The sequence below is a fragment of the Brevibacillus sedimenti genome, assembly GCF_020923495.1.
Classification (GTDB): Bacteria; Bacillota; Bacilli; order Brevibacillales; family Brevibacillaceae; genus Brevibacillus; species Brevibacillus aydinogluensis.
Genome location: NZ_CP064048.1, coordinates 2,518,937 through 2,538,701 on the forward strand (window position 1 = coordinate 2,518,937; position 19,765 = coordinate 2,538,701).

Annotated in this window: 18 protein-coding genes, 1 pseudogene and 1 other annotated feature; of the genes and pseudogenes, 14 read left to right on the top strand and 5 right to left on the bottom strand. The window is 58.1% G+C overall.

Annotated elements, in window-relative coordinates; translation table 11 throughout:
- Positions 1-8: 8 nt before the first annotated feature.
- The 6 genes from yhbY to leuS all read left to right on the top strand — a co-directional run bounded on the left by yhbY (position 9) and on the right by leuS (position 5,348).
- Positions 9-299, top strand: a complete 291-nt coding sequence (gene yhbY / locus IRT44_RS12310) for a ribosome assembly RNA-binding protein YhbY (RefSeq protein ID WP_171565512.1) — start codon at positions 9-11, stop codon at positions 297-299.
- 3 nt (positions 300-302) lie between these two features.
- Positions 303-899, top strand: a complete 597-nt coding sequence (locus IRT44_RS12315) for a nicotinate-nucleotide adenylyltransferase (RefSeq protein ID WP_171565363.1) — start codon at positions 303-305, stop codon at positions 897-899.
- Entirely contained in the window at positions 883-1,473 is a 591-nt protein-coding gene (gene yqeK, locus IRT44_RS12320; RefSeq protein WP_171565362.1) for a bis(5'-nucleosyl)-tetraphosphatase (symmetrical) YqeK, read from the top strand. The genes IRT44_RS12315 and yqeK overlap by 17 nt, the downstream gene beginning before the upstream one ends.
- Positions 1,473-1,829 carry a ribosome silencing factor gene (gene rsfS, locus IRT44_RS12325; protein WP_171565361.1) on the top strand — a complete coding sequence of 119 codons (357 nt, stop codon included), beginning with the start codon at positions 1,473-1,475 and terminating at the stop codon, positions 1,827-1,829. The genes yqeK and rsfS overlap by 1 nt, the downstream gene beginning before the upstream one ends.
- Before the next feature lie 5 nt (positions 1,830-1,834).
- On the top strand, positions 1,835-2,578 hold the full coding sequence (locus IRT44_RS12330) for a class I SAM-dependent DNA methyltransferase (RefSeq protein ID WP_230076752.1): 744 nt from the start codon (positions 1,835-1,837) through the stop codon (positions 2,576-2,578).
- A gap of 46 nt (positions 2,579-2,624) precedes the next feature.
- Positions 2,625-2,864 (top strand) — a binding site (T-box leader).
- A 66-nt stretch (positions 2,865-2,930) separates the two neighbouring features.
- On the top strand, positions 2,931-5,348 hold the full coding sequence (gene leuS, locus IRT44_RS12335; RefSeq protein WP_171565359.1) for a leucine--tRNA ligase: 2,418 nt from the start codon (positions 2,931-2,933) through the stop codon (positions 5,346-5,348).
- 109 nt (positions 5,349-5,457) lie between these two features.
- On the opposite strand, the gene comER is transcribed toward leuS, so the two are convergent.
- From comER to IRT44_RS12355, 4 genes are all read right to left on the bottom strand, one after another.
- Positions 5,458-6,291: a late competence protein ComER gene (gene comER, locus IRT44_RS12340; RefSeq protein ID WP_212132413.1), complete on the bottom strand. Its 834-nt coding sequence runs from the start codon at positions 6,289-6,291 to the stop codon at positions 5,458-5,460.
- Between the two features lie 65 nt (positions 6,292-6,356).
- Entirely contained in the window at positions 6,357-7,181 is an 825-nt protein-coding gene (locus IRT44_RS12345) for a helix-hairpin-helix domain-containing protein (RefSeq protein WP_171565357.1), read from the bottom strand.
- A gap of 166 nt (positions 7,182-7,347) precedes the next feature.
- Positions 7,348-9,273 carry an asparagine synthase (glutamine-hydrolyzing) gene (gene asnB / locus IRT44_RS12350; RefSeq protein WP_171565356.1) on the bottom strand — a complete coding sequence of 642 codons (1,926 nt, stop codon included), beginning with the start codon at positions 9,271-9,273 and terminating at the stop codon, positions 7,348-7,350.
- 224 nt (positions 9,274-9,497) lie between these two features.
- Positions 9,498-9,929, bottom strand: coding sequence for a deoxycytidylate deaminase (locus IRT44_RS12355; RefSeq protein ID WP_171565355.1), 432 nt, complete (start codon positions 9,927-9,929; stop codon positions 9,498-9,500).
- Positions 9,930-10,057: 128 nt separating this feature from the next.
- On the opposite strand from IRT44_RS12355, the gene IRT44_RS12360 reads away from it, so the two are divergent.
- From IRT44_RS12360 to holA, 4 genes and pseudogenes are all read left to right on the top strand, one after another.
- The gene (locus tag IRT44_RS12360) at positions 10,058-12,442 is read left to right on the top strand and encodes a DNA internalization-related competence protein ComEC/Rec2 (protein WP_230076753.1); all 2,385 of its coding nucleotides are present in this window, start codon (positions 10,058-10,060) and stop codon (positions 12,440-12,442) included.
- A 52-nt stretch (positions 12,443-12,494) separates the two neighbouring features.
- On the top strand, positions 12,495-13,043 hold the full coding sequence (locus IRT44_RS12365) for an RNA polymerase sigma factor (RefSeq protein WP_171565353.1): 549 nt from the start codon (positions 12,495-12,497) through the stop codon (positions 13,041-13,043).
- The gene (locus tag IRT44_RS12370; RefSeq protein ID WP_171565352.1) at positions 13,040-13,894 is read left to right on the top strand and encodes a hypothetical protein; all 855 of its coding nucleotides are present in this window, start codon (positions 13,040-13,042) and stop codon (positions 13,892-13,894) included. The genes IRT44_RS12365 and IRT44_RS12370 overlap by 4 nt, the downstream gene beginning before the upstream one ends.
- Positions 13,895-14,242: 348 nt before the next feature.
- A pseudogene (gene holA / locus IRT44_RS19405) lies at positions 14,243-15,288 on the top strand (DNA polymerase III subunit delta).
- A gap of 39 nt (positions 15,289-15,327) precedes the next feature.
- Here holA and rpsT read toward each other — a convergent pair.
- Entirely contained in the window at positions 15,328-15,603 is a 276-nt protein-coding gene (gene rpsT, locus IRT44_RS12380) for a 30S ribosomal protein S20 (RefSeq protein ID WP_171565350.1), read from the bottom strand.
- Positions 15,604-15,760: 157 nt separating this feature from the next.
- On the opposite strand from rpsT, the gene gpr reads away from it, so the two are divergent.
- From gpr to IRT44_RS12400, 4 genes are all read left to right on the top strand, one after another.
- Positions 15,761-16,861: a GPR endopeptidase gene (gpr, locus tag IRT44_RS12385; RefSeq protein ID WP_171565349.1), complete on the top strand. Its 1,101-nt coding sequence runs from the start codon at positions 15,761-15,763 to the stop codon at positions 16,859-16,861.
- 187 nt (positions 16,862-17,048) lie between these two features.
- Positions 17,049-18,230 carry a stage II sporulation protein P gene (spoIIP, locus tag IRT44_RS12390; protein WP_171565348.1) on the top strand — a complete coding sequence of 394 codons (1,182 nt, stop codon included), beginning with the start codon at positions 17,049-17,051 and terminating at the stop codon, positions 18,228-18,230.
- Between the two features lie 6 nt (positions 18,231-18,236).
- The gene (locus IRT44_RS12395) at positions 18,237-18,545 is read left to right on the top strand and encodes a DUF3679 domain-containing protein (protein WP_212132410.1); all 309 of its coding nucleotides are present in this window, start codon (positions 18,237-18,239) and stop codon (positions 18,543-18,545) included.
- A gap of 236 nt (positions 18,546-18,781) precedes the next feature.
- Positions 18,782-19,750, top strand: coding sequence for an ABC transporter ATP-binding protein (locus IRT44_RS12400; RefSeq protein ID WP_230076754.1), 969 nt, complete (start codon positions 18,782-18,784; stop codon positions 19,748-19,750).
- Positions 19,751-19,765: the final 15 nt, after the last annotated feature.

Sequence of the window (19,765 nt, forward strand, 5' to 3'; positions counted from 1 at the left end):
GCATGCCGATGCTCACCGGCAAGCAGAAGCGTTTTTTGCGGGCGCAGGCCCATCATCTCACTCCGATTTTTCAAGTGGGAAAAGGCGGCGTCAACGACAACATGATTGCACAGATCAAAGAGGCGCTGGAAGCGCGGGAACTGATCAAGGTGTCCATCCTGCAGAACAATCTGGATGACAAACACGAGGTGGCAAACGCCCTGGCGGAAGGAGCGGAGGCCGAACTGGTGCAGCTCATCGGCCATACCGTCGTGCTGTACAAGGAGTCCCGGGAAAACAAGACGATCGAGCTGCCGTAAGCCATGGAACAGCGCGACAAGCAGATCGGGATAATGGGCGGCACGTTTGATCCGATTCACTGCGGTCATCTCCTTGCCGCGGAGCAGGCCAGAGACCAGATGAGGCTGGACGAAGTCTGGTTCATGCCGGCCCGCATCCCGCCGCACAAGGCGAGGGCGGGCATCACGCCGGCGGAACACCGTCTGCGCATGGTGGAACTGGCTGTCGCGGACCATCCGGCCTTTCGCGTGACCGACGTGGAACTGCGGCGAGACGGGCCATCCTACACCTACGACACGATGCGTCAATTGGTCACCGCGTATCCAGACTGCCGCTTTTCGTTTATCGTCGGGGCCGACATGGTGGAGCTTTTGCCCAAGTGGCATCGTTTTGCCGAGCTGATCCGGCTGGTCCGGTTTATCGGGCTGGCGCGGCCGGGGACACGGCTGGACCGACAGGCGCACGAAGCGTATGTCAGCTTCGTCGAGATGCCGTCCTGGGACATCTCGTCCTCGCTGATTCGGGAAAAAGTGGCGGCGGGCAGAAGTATCCGCTACCTCGTCCCGCCGGCAGTAGAGCGTTATATAAAGGAGCACGGGTTATATGTACGGACTGGTTGATCGGGAGGCGCTGCTCGCGAAGGTGCGCGCCCAAATGCATGACAAGCGGTACCGCCACACCCTGGGCGTGGCGGAGTCGGCGAGGCGGCTCGCGGAGCGCTTTGGCGCCGATCCGGACAAGGCGGAGCTGGCCGGCTACCTGCACGACTACTGCAAATGCTGGCCGGTGGAGAAAATGCGCGACATCCTCGTCCGCCACGACATGCCGCGCGAGCTTCTGGAAGGGGAAAAAGAGCTGTGGCACGCATTTGCCGGTGCCATCGTCATCCAGACGGAGCTCGGCGTGAGCGATCCGGAGATTTTGCAGGCCGTCCGGTACCACACGACCGGTCGTCCGGGGATGAGTCTGTTAGAAAAGGTGGTCTGTGTGGCAGACTATATAGAACCAAACCGGGATTTCCCCGGGGTGGAGATGATTCGCGCCCTGGCCGAGCAGGATTTGGACGAAGCGCTGGCGTGCGCGCTCGGGGGCACGATCCAGCATTTGATCGAAAAGCGGAAAACGGTGTATCCGTTGACGCTCTTGGCATACAACGATCTCGTATCCCGCAGGGATGCACAAGGAGGAGTTTGATGGTTAAAACGGTGGAAGATCTGGCACGCCTGGTGGTAAAAGCTGCGGAAGAGAAAAAGGCGGAAAACCTGATCGTTTTGGACATCAGCAAACAGTCCGTGATCGCCGACTATTTCGTGATCTGCCACGGCAACAACGAGCGCCAGGTTCAGGCAATCGTCAACGAGATTCGCGACCAGGCGCACAAACACGGCTACAACGTCCGCGGCATCGAGGGGGCGGACGAGGGACGCTGGGTGCTGATTGACCTGGAAGACGTGGTCATTCACGTGTTTCACCGCGAAGAACGGGAGTTTTACAATCTGGAGCGGCTCTGGGGAGACGCACCGGCAGTCTCCTTTGGAGAGCAGGGCTGACGGCGATGGCGTACGCGCATTTGGCGTCCGTCTACGATAAGCTGATGGCCGATTCCCCCTACGATCAGTGGCTGGATTGGCTGGAGCGGGTCTGGGAAAAGCGGGAAAAACCCCGGCAGGTAATCGACCTTGGCTGCGGAACGGGCAGCATCGCCATTCCGCTCGCCAAACGCGGTTACCGGGTGACGGGGGTGGATCTCTCGGAGGAGATGCTGGCGGTGGCTTATGACAAAATGAGGCGGGAGCAGGTTCAAATCACCTGGGTGGAGCAGGACATGCGGGAGTTGGATCTGCCCGCTGCCGACGCCGTCATTTCCCTGTGCGATTCGCTCAGCTATCTGACGGAAGAGGAAGACGTCAAGCTGACGTTTGAACGTGTCTATCAGCATCTGAATCCCGGCGGCACGTTTTTGTTTGACGTTCACAGCCCCTACAAGATGCTGCACGTGTTCGGCAATCAGACGTTTACGCTGGTGGATGACGAAGTTTCGTACATTTGGCAATGTTTCTGCGACCCGATTCGGCTGGAGGTGGAGCACCAGCTCACCTTTTTCCTGCGCCAACCGGACGGGCTGTACCAGCGTGTGGAGGAGGAGCACTGGCAGCGTGCGTACCAGCCGGTTCAGCTGTTGCGCTGGCTGGCGGACGCGGGGTTTGTCGACGTGGAGATCACGGCCGATTTTACCGGTCTTCCGCCGCACGAAACCAGCGAACGGCTGTTTTTTGCCGCGCGTCGACCCGAGCGTTGACACGGTTGGTACGGATTGTCTATAATCGGAATACAACCGCAAACATGAGTATGCGTTGAAGAGGAGTAGTACGAAAGGCTCCCATGGCATCAGAGAGTTGACGGCAGGTGCGAGTCAACCTGGGACTTTCCGAACTCGCCTCGAAGCACTCCGCCCGAAGGCCGGCTGGTTTCGCCGGCTGCGTAAGGAGGAGCGTCTCGTCCGCGATAGGGACAACAAGCGGGTGAACGATACGTTCATCAAGTAGGGTGGTACCGCGGGAGTGCATAATCCTCTCGTCCCTTTCGGCAGTGCGCCAGGGGCGGGAGGTTTTCTTATTTTTGTCATCTTTTTACGATGGGAGTGCGACACAATGGTTTTCAATCATCAGGAGATCGAAAAAAAGTGGCAGGACTACTGGGAGAAGAACAAAACGTTTAAAACCCTGGAAGACAAGAACAAGAAGAAGTTTTACGCGCTCGACATGTTTCCGTATCCGTCCGGCGCAGGACTGCACGTCGGCCATCCAGAGGGCTATACGGCTACTGACATCCTGTCCCGGATGAAACGGATGCAGGGCTACAACGTTCTCCATCCGATGGGATGGGACGCTTTTGGCCTGCCGGCCGAACAGTATGCGCTCGACACCGGAAACGATCCGGCGGAGTTTACGCAGCGCAACATCGACAACTTCCGCCGGCAGATCAAATCCCTGGGCTTTTCCTACGACTGGGATCGCGAGGTAAACACGACCGACCCGGCCTACTACAAATGGACCCAGTGGATCTTTACGAAGCTCTACGAGCATGGACTGGCCTACATTGATGAAGTGCCGGTAAACTGGTGCCCTGCGTTGGGAACTGTGCTGGCCAACGAGGAAGTCATCGACGGGAAGAGCGAGCGCGGCGGCCACCCGGTGGAACGCCGCCCGATGAAGCAGTGGGTGCTGAAGATTACGGCTTACGCTGACCGCCTGCTGGAAGACCTGGAAGAACTGGATTGGCCGGAAAGCATCAAGGAGATGCAGCGCAACTGGATCGGCCGTTCGGAAGGGGCGGAAGTCGTCTTTGGAATCGAGGGTCACGACGAGACCATCACCGTCTTCACCACCCGCCCGGATACGCTGTTTGGTGCCACCTATGTGGTGCTCGCGCCGGAGCACAAGCTGGTGAACACCATCACGACGCCGGAACAGAAGCAGGCGGTGGATGCGTACCTGGAGCAGACCAAACGGAAGAGCGATCTGGAGCGCACCGACCTGGCCAAGGAAAAAACCGGGGTGTTTACCGGCGCGTACGCGATCAATCCGGTAAACGGGGAGCGGCTGCCGATCTGGATCGCCGATTACGTGCTGGTCAGCTACGGTACAGGTGCCATCATGGCAGTACCGGCACACGATGAGCGCGACTACGAGTTTGCCCAGGCGTTTGGCCTGCCGATCAAGGAAGTGATCGTCGGCGGAGACGTGACCAAAGCGCCCTATACCGGCGACGGCGAGCACGTCAATTCCGGATTCCTGAACGGGTTGAACAAGGAGCAGGCGATCAACAAGATGATCGAATGGCTGGAGGAAAACGGCAAGGGAGCGCGCAAAGTCTCCTATCGCCTGCGCGATTGGCTATTCAGCCGTCAGCGCTACTGGGGTGAGCCGATTCCGATTATCCACCTGGAAGACGGTACGATGAAAGTGGTGCCGGAAGAAGAACTCCCCGTCGTCCTGCCAAAGACCAAGGAGATCAAACCGTCCGGCACGGGCGAATCGCCGCTTGCCAACATCACGGAATGGGTCAACGTCGTCGACAAGGAAACAGGATTGAAGGGACGCCGCGAGACCAATACGATGCCGCAGTGGGCGGGAAGCTGCTGGTACTACCTGCGCTATATCGATCCGCACAACGACCAGCAGTTGGCCGACCCGGAAAAGCTGAAGGAATGGCTGCCCGTTGACATTTACATCGGCGGTGCGGAACACGCCGTTCTCCACCTGCTCTACGCCCGCTTCTGGCACAAGTTCCTGTACGACATCGGTGTCGTGCCGACGAAAGAACCGTTCCAGAAGCTGTTCAACCAGGGCATGATCCTCGGCGAGAACAACGAAAAGATGAGCAAGTCCAAAGGAAACGTGGTCAATCCGGACGAGATCGTGCAAAGCCACGGCGCCGACACGCTCCGCCTTTACGAAATGTTCATGGGGCCGCTGGACGCCTCCATCGCCTGGTCCACCAAAGGGCTTGACGGAGCGCGCCGTTTCCTCGACCGCGTATGGCGCTTGTTCGTTGACGACAACGGCCGCTTGAATGAAAAAATCAAGGATAACTGCGAGTCGGCCGCACTGGAGCGCGTATACCACCAAACCGTGAAAAAGGTGACGGAAGATTACGAGGCGCTCCGCTTCAACACGGGCATCTCCCAGTTGATGATCTTCATCAACGAAGCCTACCGGGCGGACGTGCTGCCGAAGAAATACATGGAAGGCTTCGTCAAGCTGCTGTCGCCCATTTGCCCGCACATCGGCGAAGAACTGTGGGAAAAACTGGGCCACACCGATACGATTGCGTACGAACCGTGGCCGGAGTACGATGAATCCAAACTGGTGGAAGACGAAGTGGAAATCGTGCTGCAGATCAACGGCAAAAACAGGGAAAAACTGCGCATCCCGGCCGACGCGACCAAAGAGCAGATGGAAGAATTGGCCGTCAGCAACGAGACGATCAAGGAGCTGACCAGCGGCAAAACGATCGTAAAAGTGATTGCTGTCCCTGGCAAACTGGTCAACATCGTGGTCAAGTAACAAATCCGCATCGATTGAGCACGTTTTAATCGGCAGTAAAAGATACAGGAGACAATTGCATCAACCAAATGAGGCGCGTTCCGGCAGGGAACGCGCCTTTTATTTGGTGTCAGTCGGGCGGCGTCTCAAGATGGCGGGCCATGTGCTCGCGATCTTCGGCAAATTTGGCGTGCGTGCGTTCAAACACCTGCCGAAACATGCCAGGCACGGCTTCGCGCAGGGGGATCAGCCCTTCGCCGGTGATGCCGCCCGGTACGCAGACCCGCTCCTGAAGCGCGGACAGGGTAAACATCTCCTGTTTCAACAGGTCGGCCATGCCAATGAGCATCTGAGACGTCAGATAAGCGGCGGCTTCTTCGGAGATGCCGGTTTTTTCGACGGCGGCATTGATCATCTCGCGCAGGATATAGCTGACAAAGGCTGGGCCGCAGCTGGCGATGTCGGACGCGATGCGCAAAAACGGCTCCGCCACTTCCACCGGATTGCTGATCTGGGAGAAGAGGTCCAGTATGCCTTCCCGCGTGTCACTGTCGATTCTTGACCCAAATTCAAACAGGCTGACGCCGCTGCCGGCTGCATTCGTAATGCTGGGCACCATACGGGCAACGGCGCAGGGGACGAGCGATTCCAGCTGTTTCAAACTGACGGGGCTGGTGATCGTCAGCAGGGTGTGTTCCGGCGTAAGTGCCGGAAGAGTCTGTTCCAATGCTTGCCTGTATTCGAACGGTTTGACGCACAGCAGCAGCACACGGGCACCGCGGGCAACGTCGGCGTTGCTGGCAGCTACGGTCAGTCCGGGGTGACGTTCGGCCAACCATTCCGCTTTGGCGGGGGTGCGATTGCTCGCAATGATCTGGCCGGGAGACAGGGCTTTGGCCGCGAGCAGGGCTTCGATCAGCATGCTGCCCATGTTGCCCGTGCCGATAAACCCGATCCTGTCCATGTCCATTCCTCCCTCGCTGGTTCTCTCCCCATTGTATGTGTACAGGAGACGGAACATGACCATCACTAGCGGACGCGGATGTGATCCTTCAGGCGCTGGTACATCTTGTCGCCGATGCCGCTGATTCGTTTCAATTCCTCCGGCGAACGGAACGCTCCGTGTTCTGTCCGGTAGGCCAGGATTGCCTTGGCCCGCGCTTCGCCAATTCCGGGCAGCGTCATTAATTCTTCCAGACTGGCAGTATTGAGATTGACGGGCTGTGCGCCGCCAGCTTTTCCGCCCCCGGAAGCGCCGGTCGAACTCCCCGCGGCTGCGCTGCCGAGCGAACTGCCCGTTCCCACTGTTTCCACGATTGCGGAGTGGGCCGCCGCCTGGCCGCAGGGAGAGGCCGGACTGCCTTTGGCCGGCACCAGGACAGCGCTGCCGTCCGTCAGCGGTTCGGCCAGATTGATCTGCTCCACGTCGGCATCCGGCGCGGGTCCTCCTGCCCGGGCAATGGCGTCGGCGACCCGAGCCCCGGCCTCAAACTGGTACAGCCCGGGCTGCTTTACCTTACCTTTGACGTCCACGAACAGGGGAGGAGCGCCTGTATCGCGCGGCTGCCCCTGATGTGCCACGTCCTGCCGAGGAGCAGGAACGGCCCCGACCGCGCCTGGTGGATCGGACAAGTGTTGTTGTGTACCGGCAGTAGAAGGCGGCTCGACCGAAGCGGACGTTTCGCCCGATGCAGATTGGCCGTCCCCGACAGAGGCAAACGCTTCCTGCAGCGGCAGGTCCGCTGTCGTCCCAGCCTGCTGCGCATGGTACAGCCAGATGCTGATGCCCACAAACAGGATGACGGCTGCGGCGATCGCGATGCGCCGGTATCGTTCCCACCATTCGTAAAGCATAAAAAAACCCCCTTGCGTCTCGTCCGGCATGCCGTGAAGGCGTCATAAGGCTCTCTATCCGGATGCTACAAAAAGACAGCAGGGGTGTGCAAATGATATGCAAACCATTGAAAAACGGCCCCGCCCGAAGCATCTTTGGGCGAAGCCGTTTGGTCAGGTGTTGGTGTTATCCCAAGTTTTGCAGCGATTCTTTTTTGCGGCGAATTTCCACGCTGGGGCTGACATACGGTCCAAAGTTGTATTTCTGCTCGATAAAGATCTGATGCCACAGCATGAAGATCAAAATCGTCCAGATTTTGCGGCTGTAGTCGGCGTTGCCTTCGCGATGCTCATCCAGCATGTACAGAACGTACGCCTTGTTGATCAAATCGTCCACCTTGGATTCGAAGATGATCTCCTTGGCCCACTTGTAAAAGTGGTTTTTCAGCCAGTGGCGCGTCGGCACAGGAAAGCCCAGCTTTTTGCGCGTCTTGATTTCCGGCGGGAGAAAATCTTTCATCGCTTCACGAAGCACGTGCTTGGTGGTGCCGTTGGCGATCTTGTACTTGGTCGGGATGGTTGCGGCAAATTCGAACACCTTGACGTCGATGAACGGAACGCGCAGCTCCAGCGAGTTGGCCATCGTCATCTTGTCCGCTTTCATCAGGATGTTGCCGCGCAGCCAGGTGTGAATGTCCAGGTACTGCATTTTGGTGACGTCGTCGTACGCACTCGCCCGTTTGTAGATCTCTTCCGTGACCGTCCACGGGGAACGGTACTCCTCGGAGCGGCGAATATCAGCCATGACGACTCGTTCCTTCATCTCTTCGGTAAAGATCAGGGCGTTGCCAAAGAAGCGTTCTTCCACCGTCTTCGAACCGCGGATCAGGAAGTTTTTGCCCTTGACCTGTTCCGGCAGCTTTTCTGCAAGATAGCGGATGGAATGGCGCATCCAGCCGGGCATCCGGGAGAACATGCGCAGCGAGTGCGGTTCGCGGTAGATGTTGTAGCCGCCGAAAAATTCGTCGGCGCCTTCTCCGGAGAGCACCACAGTGACGTGTTCGCTGGCCATCTGCGCGACGAAATAGAGAAGGATGGCGGACGGGTCGGCCACCGGTTCGTCCTGGTGCCAGACGAGACGGGGAAGTTCGTCCATGTAGCGCTGCGCGTTGACGACCAGTTCGTGGTGTTCGGTGCCGAGATATTGGGCGGTACGGCGGGCGTAATCCAGCTCGCTGTAACCGGGTATGTCAGAGCCGACGGAGAACGTCTTCACCGGTTCAAACGTACGCAGCATGCCGACAATGCTGCTGGAGTCGACGCCGCTGGACAGAAATGCGCCGCGCGGTACCTCGCTGACGCGGTGTTTGTCGACGGATTCGAGCAGAATGCTGCGCGTGCCTTCCACAAAGTAGGAGAACGGCTTGCTTTCGTCCGGCTTGAACTCGACATCCCAGTAGCGCTGCAGTCGAATCTGGTCGTTCTCAATCACGAACGAGTGGGCGGGCGGGATGCGGTAGATGCCCTGGTACATCGTTTCCGGATCGGGCACGTATTGAAACGTCAAGTAATGATAAAACGCGGTGTGGTTTACTTCCCTGCTGACTCCGGGCAGTTCCAGGAGGCTCTTGATCTCGCTGCCCACGGCGATCGCGTCATTCGTCTCCACGTAGTAGAGCGGCTTAATGCCGAAGTGGTCGCGTGCGCCGAAAAGCCGCTTGTTGCGGGAGTCCCAGATGGTAAAACCAAACATCCCGCGCAGGTGTTTCGGTGCATCCATTCCCACCTCTTCATACAGGTGCAGAATGGTTTCGATATCGGAATCGGTATGGAAAACGTGTCCGCACCCCTTCAACCAGTGCTGCAGTTCCTTGTAGTTGTAGATTTCGCCGTTGCCGATAATCCAGATGTCACGCGTCTCGTTGAACAGCGGTTGATGGCCGCCTTCCACGTCAATGATGCTCAAACGACGAAAGCCCAGGGCGATGTTGTCTTCCAGGTGAAAGCCATCATCGTCTGGACCGCGGTGCAGGATGACACGCGTCATCGCGCCGATCGTCTCTTGGGCGACGGGCGCTTGGCGCTTGTTGTAGATTGATACGATTCCACACATATGAAATGACTCTTCCTCTCACTGATTGCTCTAGCTAACTCTATCATGGATTGACGGTCAACGCAATCGCTCCGAATGCCCAAGCTGACTCCGTAGCAAGTGCAGTCCCCGAGGGTACCGTGACTCAGACACCACGCGTGATTGAAAACGGGCAGGTCGTGTACGCCGCCCGGTTTTTCGGACGGGAGCTTGGGGCGGGAAATGCCTCGCTTCATCCACGAGCGTCAATTACTCTGCACCGGTTGCGGCGGCATGTGGACGACTTCCAGATCCTTGAGAAAGTACCGGTTCCATTTGTTTGGGTAGGCATGGCGGTAGACAATTCGCTTGATGCCAACCTGGGCCAGGATTTTGGAGCAGTTTTCGCACGGTTCATGCGTCACGTAGGCGGTGGCACCCTTGAGGCTGTCCCGGTCTGCGTGCAGGCAGGCGTTTGTCTCAGCATGGATAGTCCGATGGCAGCGGTTGTCGTCTCCCAGAAGACAGCCTGCGTCTTCGCAGTGATCGTGTCCGTGGATGGAACCGTTGTAGCCGGTGGCGATGATGTGCTTGTCCTTCACGATAACGCAGCCGACGTGAAGTCTGTTGCACGTGGAACGGGCTGACACCTGCTCGGCAATGTCCAGGAAGTATTCATCCCAACTTTTCCTCGTCATGACTGTCCTCCCTCTGAGCGAACCATGCGGGTCTGTTATTGCTGGCACGCTTTTTTTGCACTGTTTTTTTGTCCCATCCCCCTTGTGTACACTCGATGTCTCAGACACGTGACACGGGGGTGTCGTTGGTGAGTGTTTTTACCGTGAGCCTTGCGGCAGTCTGCGGGCTGCTGGCGGGGGCCTGCCTGCAAACCGCCTGGCTGGCACTATTAGCCGCCGCTGCGTCGGCAGTGTGCCTCTTTCTGCCCCGCCCGCATCGCACGCGGATGCTTTATCATTCTCTCATTTGTATTCTAGCAGGTCTTTACTTTCAAGGGTACGACTATCTCCAGCGTTCGACGCTGCTGCCGTTGGCGGAGGACGGCGAGTCGATCGCGGTCGCCGGTGTCATTGATTCGCCAGTGAAGCGCGACGGCGATACGGCCCGGTTTTTTCTGTCGGTCGAAACATGGGGGAAAACCGGGCGGCAGATGACCGACATGGCGACAGCGGAGAGGATCGCCCTGCGGGTCCGCTTGTCCCGTGAGCCGGAAGCGCATGAGGTGGAACGGTGGATGCAGGGCAGCCGCCTGTCGGCTACGGTCCGGCTGTCGCTGCCGTCGTCGGCCCGCAACCCCCATGCGTTTGACTACGCCCGCTATCTGCGGTGGCAGGGCGTGCGTATCGTGGCGAAAGCGGAGTACGGCGACGTCCGGATGGAGCCGGCCGAGTCGGGTGTAATGATGCTGTTTCGGCGGTGGCAGACGACAGCTGCCGACCGCATTGCCCTGCTGTTTCCAGACCAGGAAGCAGCCGGTTACATGCAATCGCTGCTGTTGGGCATCACGGACGGGGTGTCGCCGGCAACGGAAGAGATGTACGACAACCTTGGCTTGAGTCACGTGCTGGCCATTTCCGGGCTGCACGTGACGCTGGTGAGCGGGATGTTCGTGTGGATCGCAGAGCGGGCGGGGATGCCGCGCCGGACGGCCCTGGTGCTGACGACAGTGCTGCTTGTCGGCTATGTCCTAATCGTGGGGGCCAGTGCCTCCGCGGTGCGCGCCGGCATCATGGGAGCGATCGGCCTGCTCTGTCAGGCTGGAGCCCGGCAGACGGAGGGAAGGCAGGTGTGGGGGTGGGCGCTGCTGTTGATGCTGGCGTTCAATCCGTACTACTTGTGGCACCTGGGGTTCCAGCTCTCGTTTGGCGTGACACTGGGGCTGATTGTGCTCGTGCCCGTCGGCCGCCAGTTTTTCACGCGGGGGCCCGAGTGGCTGCGCACGTCGTTGGCCGTCACCTTTGCCGCGCAGGCTGTCTCGTTCCCGTTTCTCATTTACCATTTTCATCAGTTTTCACCGCTCTCCTGGCTGGTCAACCTGCTGGCCGTGCCGCTGCTTTCAATGGTGGTGCTGCCTGCAGGCTACCTCGCGCTATTGCTCGGACTGATTCACCCGGCGCTGGCCGTGCTGCCCGCCCAGCTGGCTTCCGCGCTGCTGGACTGGCTGCACGGGCCGCTGTTTTGGCTGGAGGCGCAGACCGTGCCGTTTTCCCATTGGCCGCATCCCCAGTGGTGGTGGATCGTGCTGTACGGGCTTTTTCTCGCGGCACTGCCTGTATTGTGGTGGCGAGGCTACCATCGTCCGAGGGACCGCTGGCTGTATGCGGGCCTGTTTCTGTTGCTGCTCGTGGCCGCGAGACAGCCGTTCGCCGGCGGGGACGAAGTGCGGATCACGTTTCTTGACGTCGATCAAGGAGATTCTATCGTTGTCGAAGTTGGTAAAAAGAAGGTATACTTAATAGATGCGGGTGGAACACCCCGGTACCCAGCCAGGGAATCCTGGCGGGAGCGACGTGATCCGTTTGATGTGGGGAAAGACGTCGTGTTGCCTTTTTTGCGAGCGCGGGGGATCGAACGGATCGACCATGTGGTAATGACGCACGGGGATCACGACCACATCGGAGGGATGGCAGCGCTGGTGCCGCACTTTACATTTGGCTCGGTGCTTGTCAACGGTTCACCTCCCCGTGACGAGGAAGCCGCGATTCTCGAACGTTTCCGCGCAAAACGCGTACCTGTCCTGACCGGAAGGCCTGGGCAGACATGGACGGATGTACCCGGTGTGGAGTGGGCCTGGCTTCACCCGGACGGAGATTTGACACATACGGGCAACGATGCTTCTGTCGTGCTTCGTCTTACCGCTTATGGCACGACTGTTTTGTTTACTGGCGATATTGAACGGTCAGGGGAAGAGCGGCTGCTTGCCCGCAGCCTGCTGTCGCCCGTCGATGTATTGAAAGTGGCGCATCACGGCAGCAGCACATCCAGCTCTCCCGCTTTTCTGGCCGCAGCAAAACCGCGAGCCGCCGTCATTTCGGCCGGCCGAAACAACCGCTACGGGCATCCCTCGCCCGTCGTGGTCAAGCGTTTGATGGATACAGGGGCAAATGTTTACCGAACGGATCTGCATGGGGCAGTCACCCTGGTCATACGCAGGGGAGCGGTGCACTGGCAAACGCAAATTACCGATACATAAATGCTTGCAACCTTTTTCAGCAGCGCCCCGTCTGTAGGAGGGAGAGGAGATTATGCGAGAGGCAGAGCTGATCAGGATGGCGCAAGCCGGGGATCACGACGCGCTTGTCGAGCTGCTCCGATCGATTGAGGCCTCTGTTTACCGCAGCGCTTATTATATCCTAGGAAATGAACAGGACGCTCTCGATGCCTCCCAGGAAGCGTTGATCCGGATTTATCGAAAGCTGGACACGTACCAGGAAAAGGCAAGGTTTTCCACATGGGTGCAACGGATCGTCAACAACGTTTGCATGGATAAATTTCGCGCCATGAAGGAAACGGTCTCGATTGACGAGCATGAGCTCATCATCCCTGATCGAAACAACGTAGAAGATGAAATCCTTCTCACCAGTTTGTCGAGCGATATTCAGCAGGCGATCAAAAAACTGCCCAATCAGTACCGCATGGTGGTGGTGCTCCGCTATCTTGAGGATTTGTCCTACCAAGAGATTGCCGAGACATTGGATCTGCCGCTGAATACGGTCAAGTCGTATTTGTTTCGGGCCAGACAACAACTGCAGGAGTTGTTGCACGACTATCAGAAAGGGGGGATCGGTAGATGATAGATGAAGAAGTCTGGGAGTGGATGCAGCGGGATATGGATGGGGACCTCTCACCGGAAGAGCGGGAAAAGCTGTTTGCCATGCTCCGGAACAATCCCGATCTGCAGCTTGCGTACGACCGTTTGAAACGAGTCTCTGAGCAGTTGGAACAACTTCCCCCTGTCACACCACCATACAGCCTGGTGGACGCGATCCTACCGCAGTTGGAGTCAGAATCGGTCCGGCCGGCAGAAGCATCATCCCCTAAGCGGGAATCTCTGCCCAAGCTGGAGGTGAAACAGGCGGCGTCTGCCACCGAGAAATCGTCGAAGTGGCGGCGGGCGTACGTCTGGATGGCCCGGATCGGAAGCGGTGCAGTTGCCGCCTGTCTGCTCGTATTTCTGCTCTTTATGGGCAGCAGCGATCAGCAGCAGAACTCGGACGATTACCAGCAAGGTTCGACGGCTGGCGAAGAAACGCCTGAGGTGGCGCCTGCCGTGTTTGGTCCGCCTGTGCCCCCAAAGAGCACTCATTCATCATCAGTAACAACAACGGGGGAGCAGCAGACGAAACCGGCGAAGAAGGTAAAATCGCAGACGACAGAGAAAAAAGAGCAAAAGACCAAGACAGAAACTAAAACGCCACCTGCAAAGCAAACCGTCCAACCGAAAAAGCAGGTGGAACCCAAACCGCCCGTAAGGCCAGTCATCGATCCGCAGGAAGAAAAGCCGGTGTTTCCGATTGGCCTGGAAGAAAAGGACGACAGCAAGTCGGACAGAAACGAAAAAAAAGTGCGTGATGACGACGACCGCGACGAAGATGATGACGACAAGTCCGGCGGCAACAGAGGGAAATCGCGCGACAGAGACTGACGCCCCCTTTGCGTGTGCAGTGTTCGTGCGTTCGTGACAAACGCGCTTTTTGCAATTGGACCGGCACCGGCAGGGAAGGAACTGCGTATATTGCAGTATCCAGCACCCCCTGCTTACCGTTTCAGGAGAAGGCATCCCGGGACTTCTCCCAGAACGTTTACATAGAGGTGCCCATATGAAAAACCGCAGCGATCCAGGCTGCGGTTTTTCGTTTCGCTCTGCAGGAGCGCGTCGCCTTGAGAAAAAACGGGCCTTTGTCCGCCCATGCCGGTGATCGAGACATCCGCGGTGCCCGTTGCGCGCATCTGTGCTATAATAACCCAGGAATACGAAGGAGGAGGAGAAGCCATGCCGCTGCTTTCGGCCATCCGGGAGATCAGACAGAAGCAGTTTGCGCCGGTGTATGTTCTGTACGGCCCGGAGTCCTTTCTCGCCGAAGAGTTTCTCGCGGCGGCCCGCCGGGAGATGATTGACCCGGCCTTCGCCGATTTGAACCTGAGCGTGTACGACTGCACGGAAACACCGCTCGCCGAGATCGTCCAGGATGCGGAGACGCTGCCGTTTCTGGGGGAACATCGCCTGGTGATTGCCCGGCAGGCGTACTTTTTGACCGGCAGCAAGCCGGCGACGAAGGTAGAGAGCGATCCCGACGCACTGCTTGCCTATCTGGAGCAGCCGCCGACCTACACTTCGCTCGTGCTGCATACGGAGGCGGACAAGCTGGACGAGCGAAAAAAACTGGTCAAGATCCTTCACCAAAAGGCCAAAGTGATACCGTTTCAGCCGCTGCGAGACGCCGATCTGTACGCGTGGGTGGAGCGTCAGGCGGAGAAGTACCACGCTGTCATTGAGCGGCCGCAGGCAGTGAAGCTGGTGGAGCGCGCAGGAGGCGACCTGCGCCTGCTGGACAAAGAGCTGGAAAAGATGGCGTTGTTTGTGGGGGGAGCGGAGCGGTCATCACGGATGAGGTGATCGAAACGCTGGCCTCGCGCACGCTGGAACAAGACGTGTTTGCCCTGATTGAGCATACCGCCGCAGGCAGGCTGGACAAAGGCCTGCGGATGCTGTACGACTGTCTGAAAACGGGCGAAGAACCAATTCGCCTCGTGGCGCTGCTGGCCAGGCAGTTCCGCTTGCTGCTGCACGTGCGGCAGTGGGCGCCGCGGGGGTATTCGCAGCAGCAGTTGGCCGGCATGCTGAAAGTGCATCCGTACGCGGTAAAAAAAGCGATGGAACAAGCGCGTCATTTTTCCGAAGCGGCGCTGCGAAGGCTGTTGGCCGTATTGGCCGAGGAAGACTACCGGATGAAGTCCGGACAGGTGGACAAGCGGCTGGCCCTGGAACTGTTCATGACGCGCGTCTACGAGGAACGGACCAAAGCAAAAAACCCGTGAACCAGGTGTTCGCGGGTTTTTCTGATGTACCGATTACTCTTACGCTACCGGAGCGGTCAGAGCGTTGAACTTTTTCATCAAGCGGGACTTTTGACGGTTTGCTGCGTTTTTATGAATGAGACCTTTCGTAGCGGCCTTGTCCAGCTTTTTCACAGCCACCAGAAGAGTGGATTTCGCCAGTTCGACATCGGAAGCAGCGACCGCTTTCTCAAAGTTCTTCATTGCAGTACGCAGGTCGGACTTTTGAGAAGCGCGTTGTGCGCGGCGCTTTTCGATTTGTTTGGTGCGCTTGATCGCGGATTTAATGTTTGGCATGTGTGTCACCTCCTTAGACGACCATAGGCATGCAGGAAATACAACAAAACTTATTCTAGCACGCAGACTTGCCATTTGCAAGAAAGGATTCGGAATAAAAAACGGGGTTTCAAGCAACCTAACAGCAGGAACAAAATGGAGAAGGGAGCAAGTACAGATGGAGCACAATCTCGATTTGTCCGGTTATTCCATCCGGACCGACCTGGCCCTCGAAGCACATGAACTGGCCCAGCAGCAGCAAGGCGGCCAGATCCCCGGTGTCAGGATCGAGACGGACGATTCGGAAGAGGGGATCAAGGTAACGCGCCTGGCTGTGGAAAACGAGGAAGCGGGCAGGCAGATTGGCAAGCTGCCTGGCCACTACATCACCATCGAAGTGCCGAAGCTGCGCAACAACGACACGGCCGTCGAAGAACGGGTAGCCCAGCGGTTCGCCCGTGAATTTGCCCGGTTTCTCAGCGAACTGGGAATTACGGAAGAAAAGAAGGCGCTCGTCGTCGGCCTCGGCAACTGGAATGTGACGCCGGACGCGCTGGGACCGATGGTGGTGGAAAACCTGCTCGTCACCCGTCATTTGTTTACGCTCGCTCCCGAGACTGTGGAAGACGGGTACCGCGAAGTGAGCGCCCTCTCGCCGGGGGTGCTGGGGATCACCGGCATCGAGACGAGCGAGATTATCTTTGGGGTGGTGGAAAAGAGCAAACCCGACTTCGTCATCTGCGTCGACGCGCTGGCCTCCCGTGCGCTGCACCGTGTCAACACCACGATCCAGATTTCTGATACGGGAATTCATCCCGGCTCCGGCGTCGGCAACAAGCGGAAGGCAATTGACGAAAAGACGTTGGGCATTCCGGTGATCGCGATCGGCGTGCCGACGGTCGTGTTTGCCTCCACGATTGTCAACGACGCCATCACCTATCTGCTCGGCCACTTCGGCCAGTCAATGAAGGAGAGCAACCGGCCCGCCAACAAGCTGGCGATGAGCAGTCTGCCGGAGCGGAAAGAGCCGTATACGGAAGATGATCTGCCCGACATGGAGGCGCGCAAGACGTTTCTGGGCCTGGTGGGGTCGCTGCCCGAGGAGGAAAAACGGCAGCTCATTCACGAGGTGCTGCGGCCGCTGGGACAAGACCTGGTGGTGACACCCAAGGAAGTGGACGACTTTATCGAAGGGGTGGCCAACGTGCTCGCTACCGGGTTGAACCAGGCGCTGCACCGTGCCGTCAACAGTAAGAACAGCGCGGCCTACACCCACTGATGGCTGCCGTCCTGGCCGTCTGCCGGTGAGCGCTCCTCACTGACACCGCAGACGGAAAAACTAGCGGTGAGAGAAAAGGTAGAAAAGGGTTCTATCGTCTCTATGACGCTCATAGGCTAAAGCATAGACAAGCGTTCGGCGATTGCTAAGTCCGCTGTCAATGCAAACAGCATGAGGAGGGAGACAGATGGCAACCCTGATTCAGCGCCAATTTGTCGCGCTTTCCATTATCACGGCCTTCCTGTTCATCGTCACCAGTGTGATGGCGATGCACGGCAACCGCGTCATGATCGCCTCGTCGGCTGTGCAGCAGGCGGCGACCCGCGTGTCCAGCCTGGCTTTGCTCACATGGATGGGACAGGAGATTCCCACGCTGACACAGACGGTACAGGCCTCTACAGAGCGAGGCGTCAACAGCATATCCGGTTTTTTGTTTCAGGTGGCCACCGGCATCCAGCCTGGTGACCTGCGCAGCCTGCTGGGAAGGGAGCTGCCCGGCATGCTGACAGCGGATGACGCCCGCTTTGTCGTCGCCGGCAGGGACTCCACGCTGGCCGACCTGTACGTGGAATACCCCGCCTATCCGCATCAGGTGAACGATGCGGCGCCGTCTGGCAATACCGGTGAAACGGCAGCAAACGATGCACAGCCGAAGCCGGAGGAGAACAAGGCGGCACCGCAGCCCAACCCGACCACCGGCGGCAGGAAAATTGTCTACGTCTACAGCACCCACAACCGCGAGTCCTGGTACAGTGAAACAAAGCCCGTCGGGACATCGGTGGACCACCCTAAGCGCAACATCTCGCTGGTCAGCAAGCGGCTGGCGGAAGCGCTGAACGAACGAGGCATCGGCACGGAGTACAATGAGGAAGACATCTACCAAAAGCTGTTGGACAAAAAATTGGACTACGCCCTCTCCTACGCCGAATCGCTGCGGGCGGTCAAGGCGGCGACGCAGCGGAACCGGGAGCTGTATTACTTCTTTGACCTGCACCGCGACACTGCGCCGCGCAGCAAAACCACCGTCACCATCAACGGTAAGACCTATGCCCGCGTCTTGATGATCATCGGGAAGCGAAACAAAAACTACGAGAAAAACGAGCAGTTTGCCACCGAACTGCACCACCTGATGGAAAAGATGTATCCCGGCCTGTCCCGCGGCGTCATGGAAAAAGGGGCGAAAACCGACCATGGCGAGTATAACCAGTCCATCTCACCGGGAAGCCTTTTAATGGAAATCGGCGGAACCAGCAATACGCTGCAGGAGTCGTTGAACACGGCGGAAGCGCTGGCAGACGTGTTCGCCGAATACTACTGGCAGGCGGAAAAGGTGGGCAAACCGTTGACCAGCGAGCCTGCCAAGAGGTGAAGAGGCATGAACGTGACGGTGAAGCTGGCGGGGATGGTAGTGATCCTGTTGATCGGCGTGGCGTTGGGGCTGCAGACAGCAGAGCGCGGCATCCATAAGGTGAGCGGAACGCCGGAGCAGCAGCCGCAGACGTTTTACATCAAAAAGTTGGACAAGGGGCAGATGGAGATCGCGGTGATGGGTACACAGGTGCAGGCGGCGGCGCCGCGCGAGATGGTCAACTACGTGAGCAGCGCGGGCCAAACGCTGGGGCGGCTGGTGAAAGAAGGGACGAAGTCGGCCGTTGAGTGGGTGGCCAGGATTTTTGCCCCATGAGCGGTCGTTTATAGACAAATCAATGCAGGCAAACAGTCAGGTATTAATCAGGCCCGCTGCACATGCGGGTCTTTCTCGTTCGTTCGTATTGGTTCGCACAGGAGAATATTTTGTTTGTTTAGTCAAGTTATAATTATGTGAATTTAATACGTTGCCAAAAAATTGGATTAATGGCATAATTGATCACAGTTAGGCGTCTTGTCCTATGGAATATATCGGTAAGAGAGGTGCACGGCGTGTCACAGCCTTTGCTTGAGATCGAAAACCTGCAGACGCACTTTTTCACGGACCGCGGACAAATCCCGGCCGTCGACGGCGTTTCCATCAAGGTAAACAAAGGAGAAGTGGTCGGCATTGTCGGCGAATCCGGGTGCGGGAAAAGTGTGACCTCGCTTTCCGTGATGAGACTGGTCCCCAATCCTCCTGGCAAGATTGTCGGCGGCTCCATCCGGTTTAAGGGGGAAGAGCTGGTCACAGCCAGCGAAAAGCGCATGAGGGAGCTGCGCGGCAATGAGATTGCGATGATCTTTCAGGAGCCGATGACCTCGCTCAATCCCGTTTTCACGATCGGCAACCAGATTGGGGAAGTGATTCGAATACATACCAACGCGACGAAAAAAGAGGCCAGGCAGCGCTCGATTGACATGTTGAAAAAAGTGGGCATCCCGCGCGCGGAAGCGATCGTGGACGAATACCCGCACCAATTGTCCGGCGGCATGAGGCAGCGGGTCATGATTGCCATGGCGATGGCCTGCAATCCCCAGCTGTTGATTGCGGACGAACCGACGACGGCGCTGGACGTGACGATTCAGGCGCAGATTCTCGATCTGATGCGGCAGCTCAATCGCGAGTCGGAAACGGCGATTATGATGATCACCCACGACCTCGGGGTGGTTGCGGAGATGTGTGACCGCGTTGTCGTGATGTACGCGGGCAACGTGGTGGAGGAAGGCGACGTCCGCTCCATCCTGAAAGAGCCAAAACACCCGTACACGGTCGGGCTGCTTAATTCCCTGCCCAAACTGGCGGGGGAGCGGAAGCGGCTGTACTCCATCCCCGGCAACGTGCCCATCCCCGGATCGCTCACCGTAGGCTGCCGATTTGCCCCGCGCTGCGAGCACGCGACCGACAGGTGCAGGGCAGAGATGCCGGAACTGAAAGCGGCAGGACCGAATCGACGCACTCGCTGTTGGCTGTACGATTAACCCGAAAGGAGCATG

Excerpts from the sequence above, each read along its gene's own strand:
- yhbY (WP_171565512.1), top strand. The coding sequence starts at position 9 with ATGCTCACCGGCAAGCAGAAGCGTTTTTTGCGGGCGCAGGCCCATCAT.
- IRT44_RS12315 (WP_171565363.1), top strand. The coding sequence starts at position 303 with ATGGAACAGCGCGACAAGCAGATCGGGATAATGGGCGGCACGTTTGAT.
- yqeK (WP_171565362.1), top strand. The coding sequence starts at position 883 with ATGTACGGACTGGTTGATCGGGAGGCGCTGCTCGCGAAGGTGCGCGCC.
- rsfS (WP_171565361.1), top strand. The coding sequence starts at position 1,473 with ATGGTTAAAACGGTGGAAGATCTGGCACGCCTGGTGGTAAAAGCTGCG.
- IRT44_RS12330 (WP_230076752.1), top strand. The coding sequence starts at position 1,835 with ATGGCGTACGCGCATTTGGCGTCCGTCTACGATAAGCTGATGGCCGAT.
- leuS (WP_171565359.1), top strand. The coding sequence starts at position 2,931 with ATGGTTTTCAATCATCAGGAGATCGAAAAAAAGTGGCAGGACTACTGG.
- comER (WP_212132413.1), bottom strand. The coding sequence starts at position 6,291 with ATGGACAGGATCGGGTTTATCGGCACGGGCAACATGGGCAGCATGCTG.
- IRT44_RS12345 (WP_171565357.1), bottom strand. The coding sequence starts at position 7,181 with ATGCTTTACGAATGGTGGGAACGATACCGGCGCATCGCGATCGCCGCA.
- asnB (WP_171565356.1), bottom strand. The coding sequence starts at position 9,273 with ATGTGTGGAATCGTATCAATCTACAACAAGCGCCAAGCGCCCGTCGCC.
- IRT44_RS12355 (WP_171565355.1), bottom strand. The coding sequence starts at position 9,929 with ATGACGAGGAAAAGTTGGGATGAATACTTCCTGGACATTGCCGAGCAG.
- IRT44_RS12365 (WP_171565353.1), top strand. The coding sequence starts at position 12,495 with ATGCGAGAGGCAGAGCTGATCAGGATGGCGCAAGCCGGGGATCACGAC.
- IRT44_RS12370 (WP_171565352.1), top strand. The coding sequence starts at position 13,040 with ATGATAGATGAAGAAGTCTGGGAGTGGATGCAGCGGGATATGGATGGG.
- rpsT (WP_171565350.1), bottom strand. The coding sequence starts at position 15,603 with ATGCCAAACATTAAATCCGCGATCAAGCGCACCAAACAAATCGAAAAG.
- gpr (WP_171565349.1), top strand. The coding sequence starts at position 15,761 with ATGGAGCACAATCTCGATTTGTCCGGTTATTCCATCCGGACCGACCTG.
- spoIIP (WP_171565348.1), top strand. The coding sequence starts at position 17,049 with ATGGCAACCCTGATTCAGCGCCAATTTGTCGCGCTTTCCATTATCACG.
- IRT44_RS12395 (WP_212132410.1), top strand. The coding sequence starts at position 18,237 with ATGAACGTGACGGTGAAGCTGGCGGGGATGGTAGTGATCCTGTTGATC.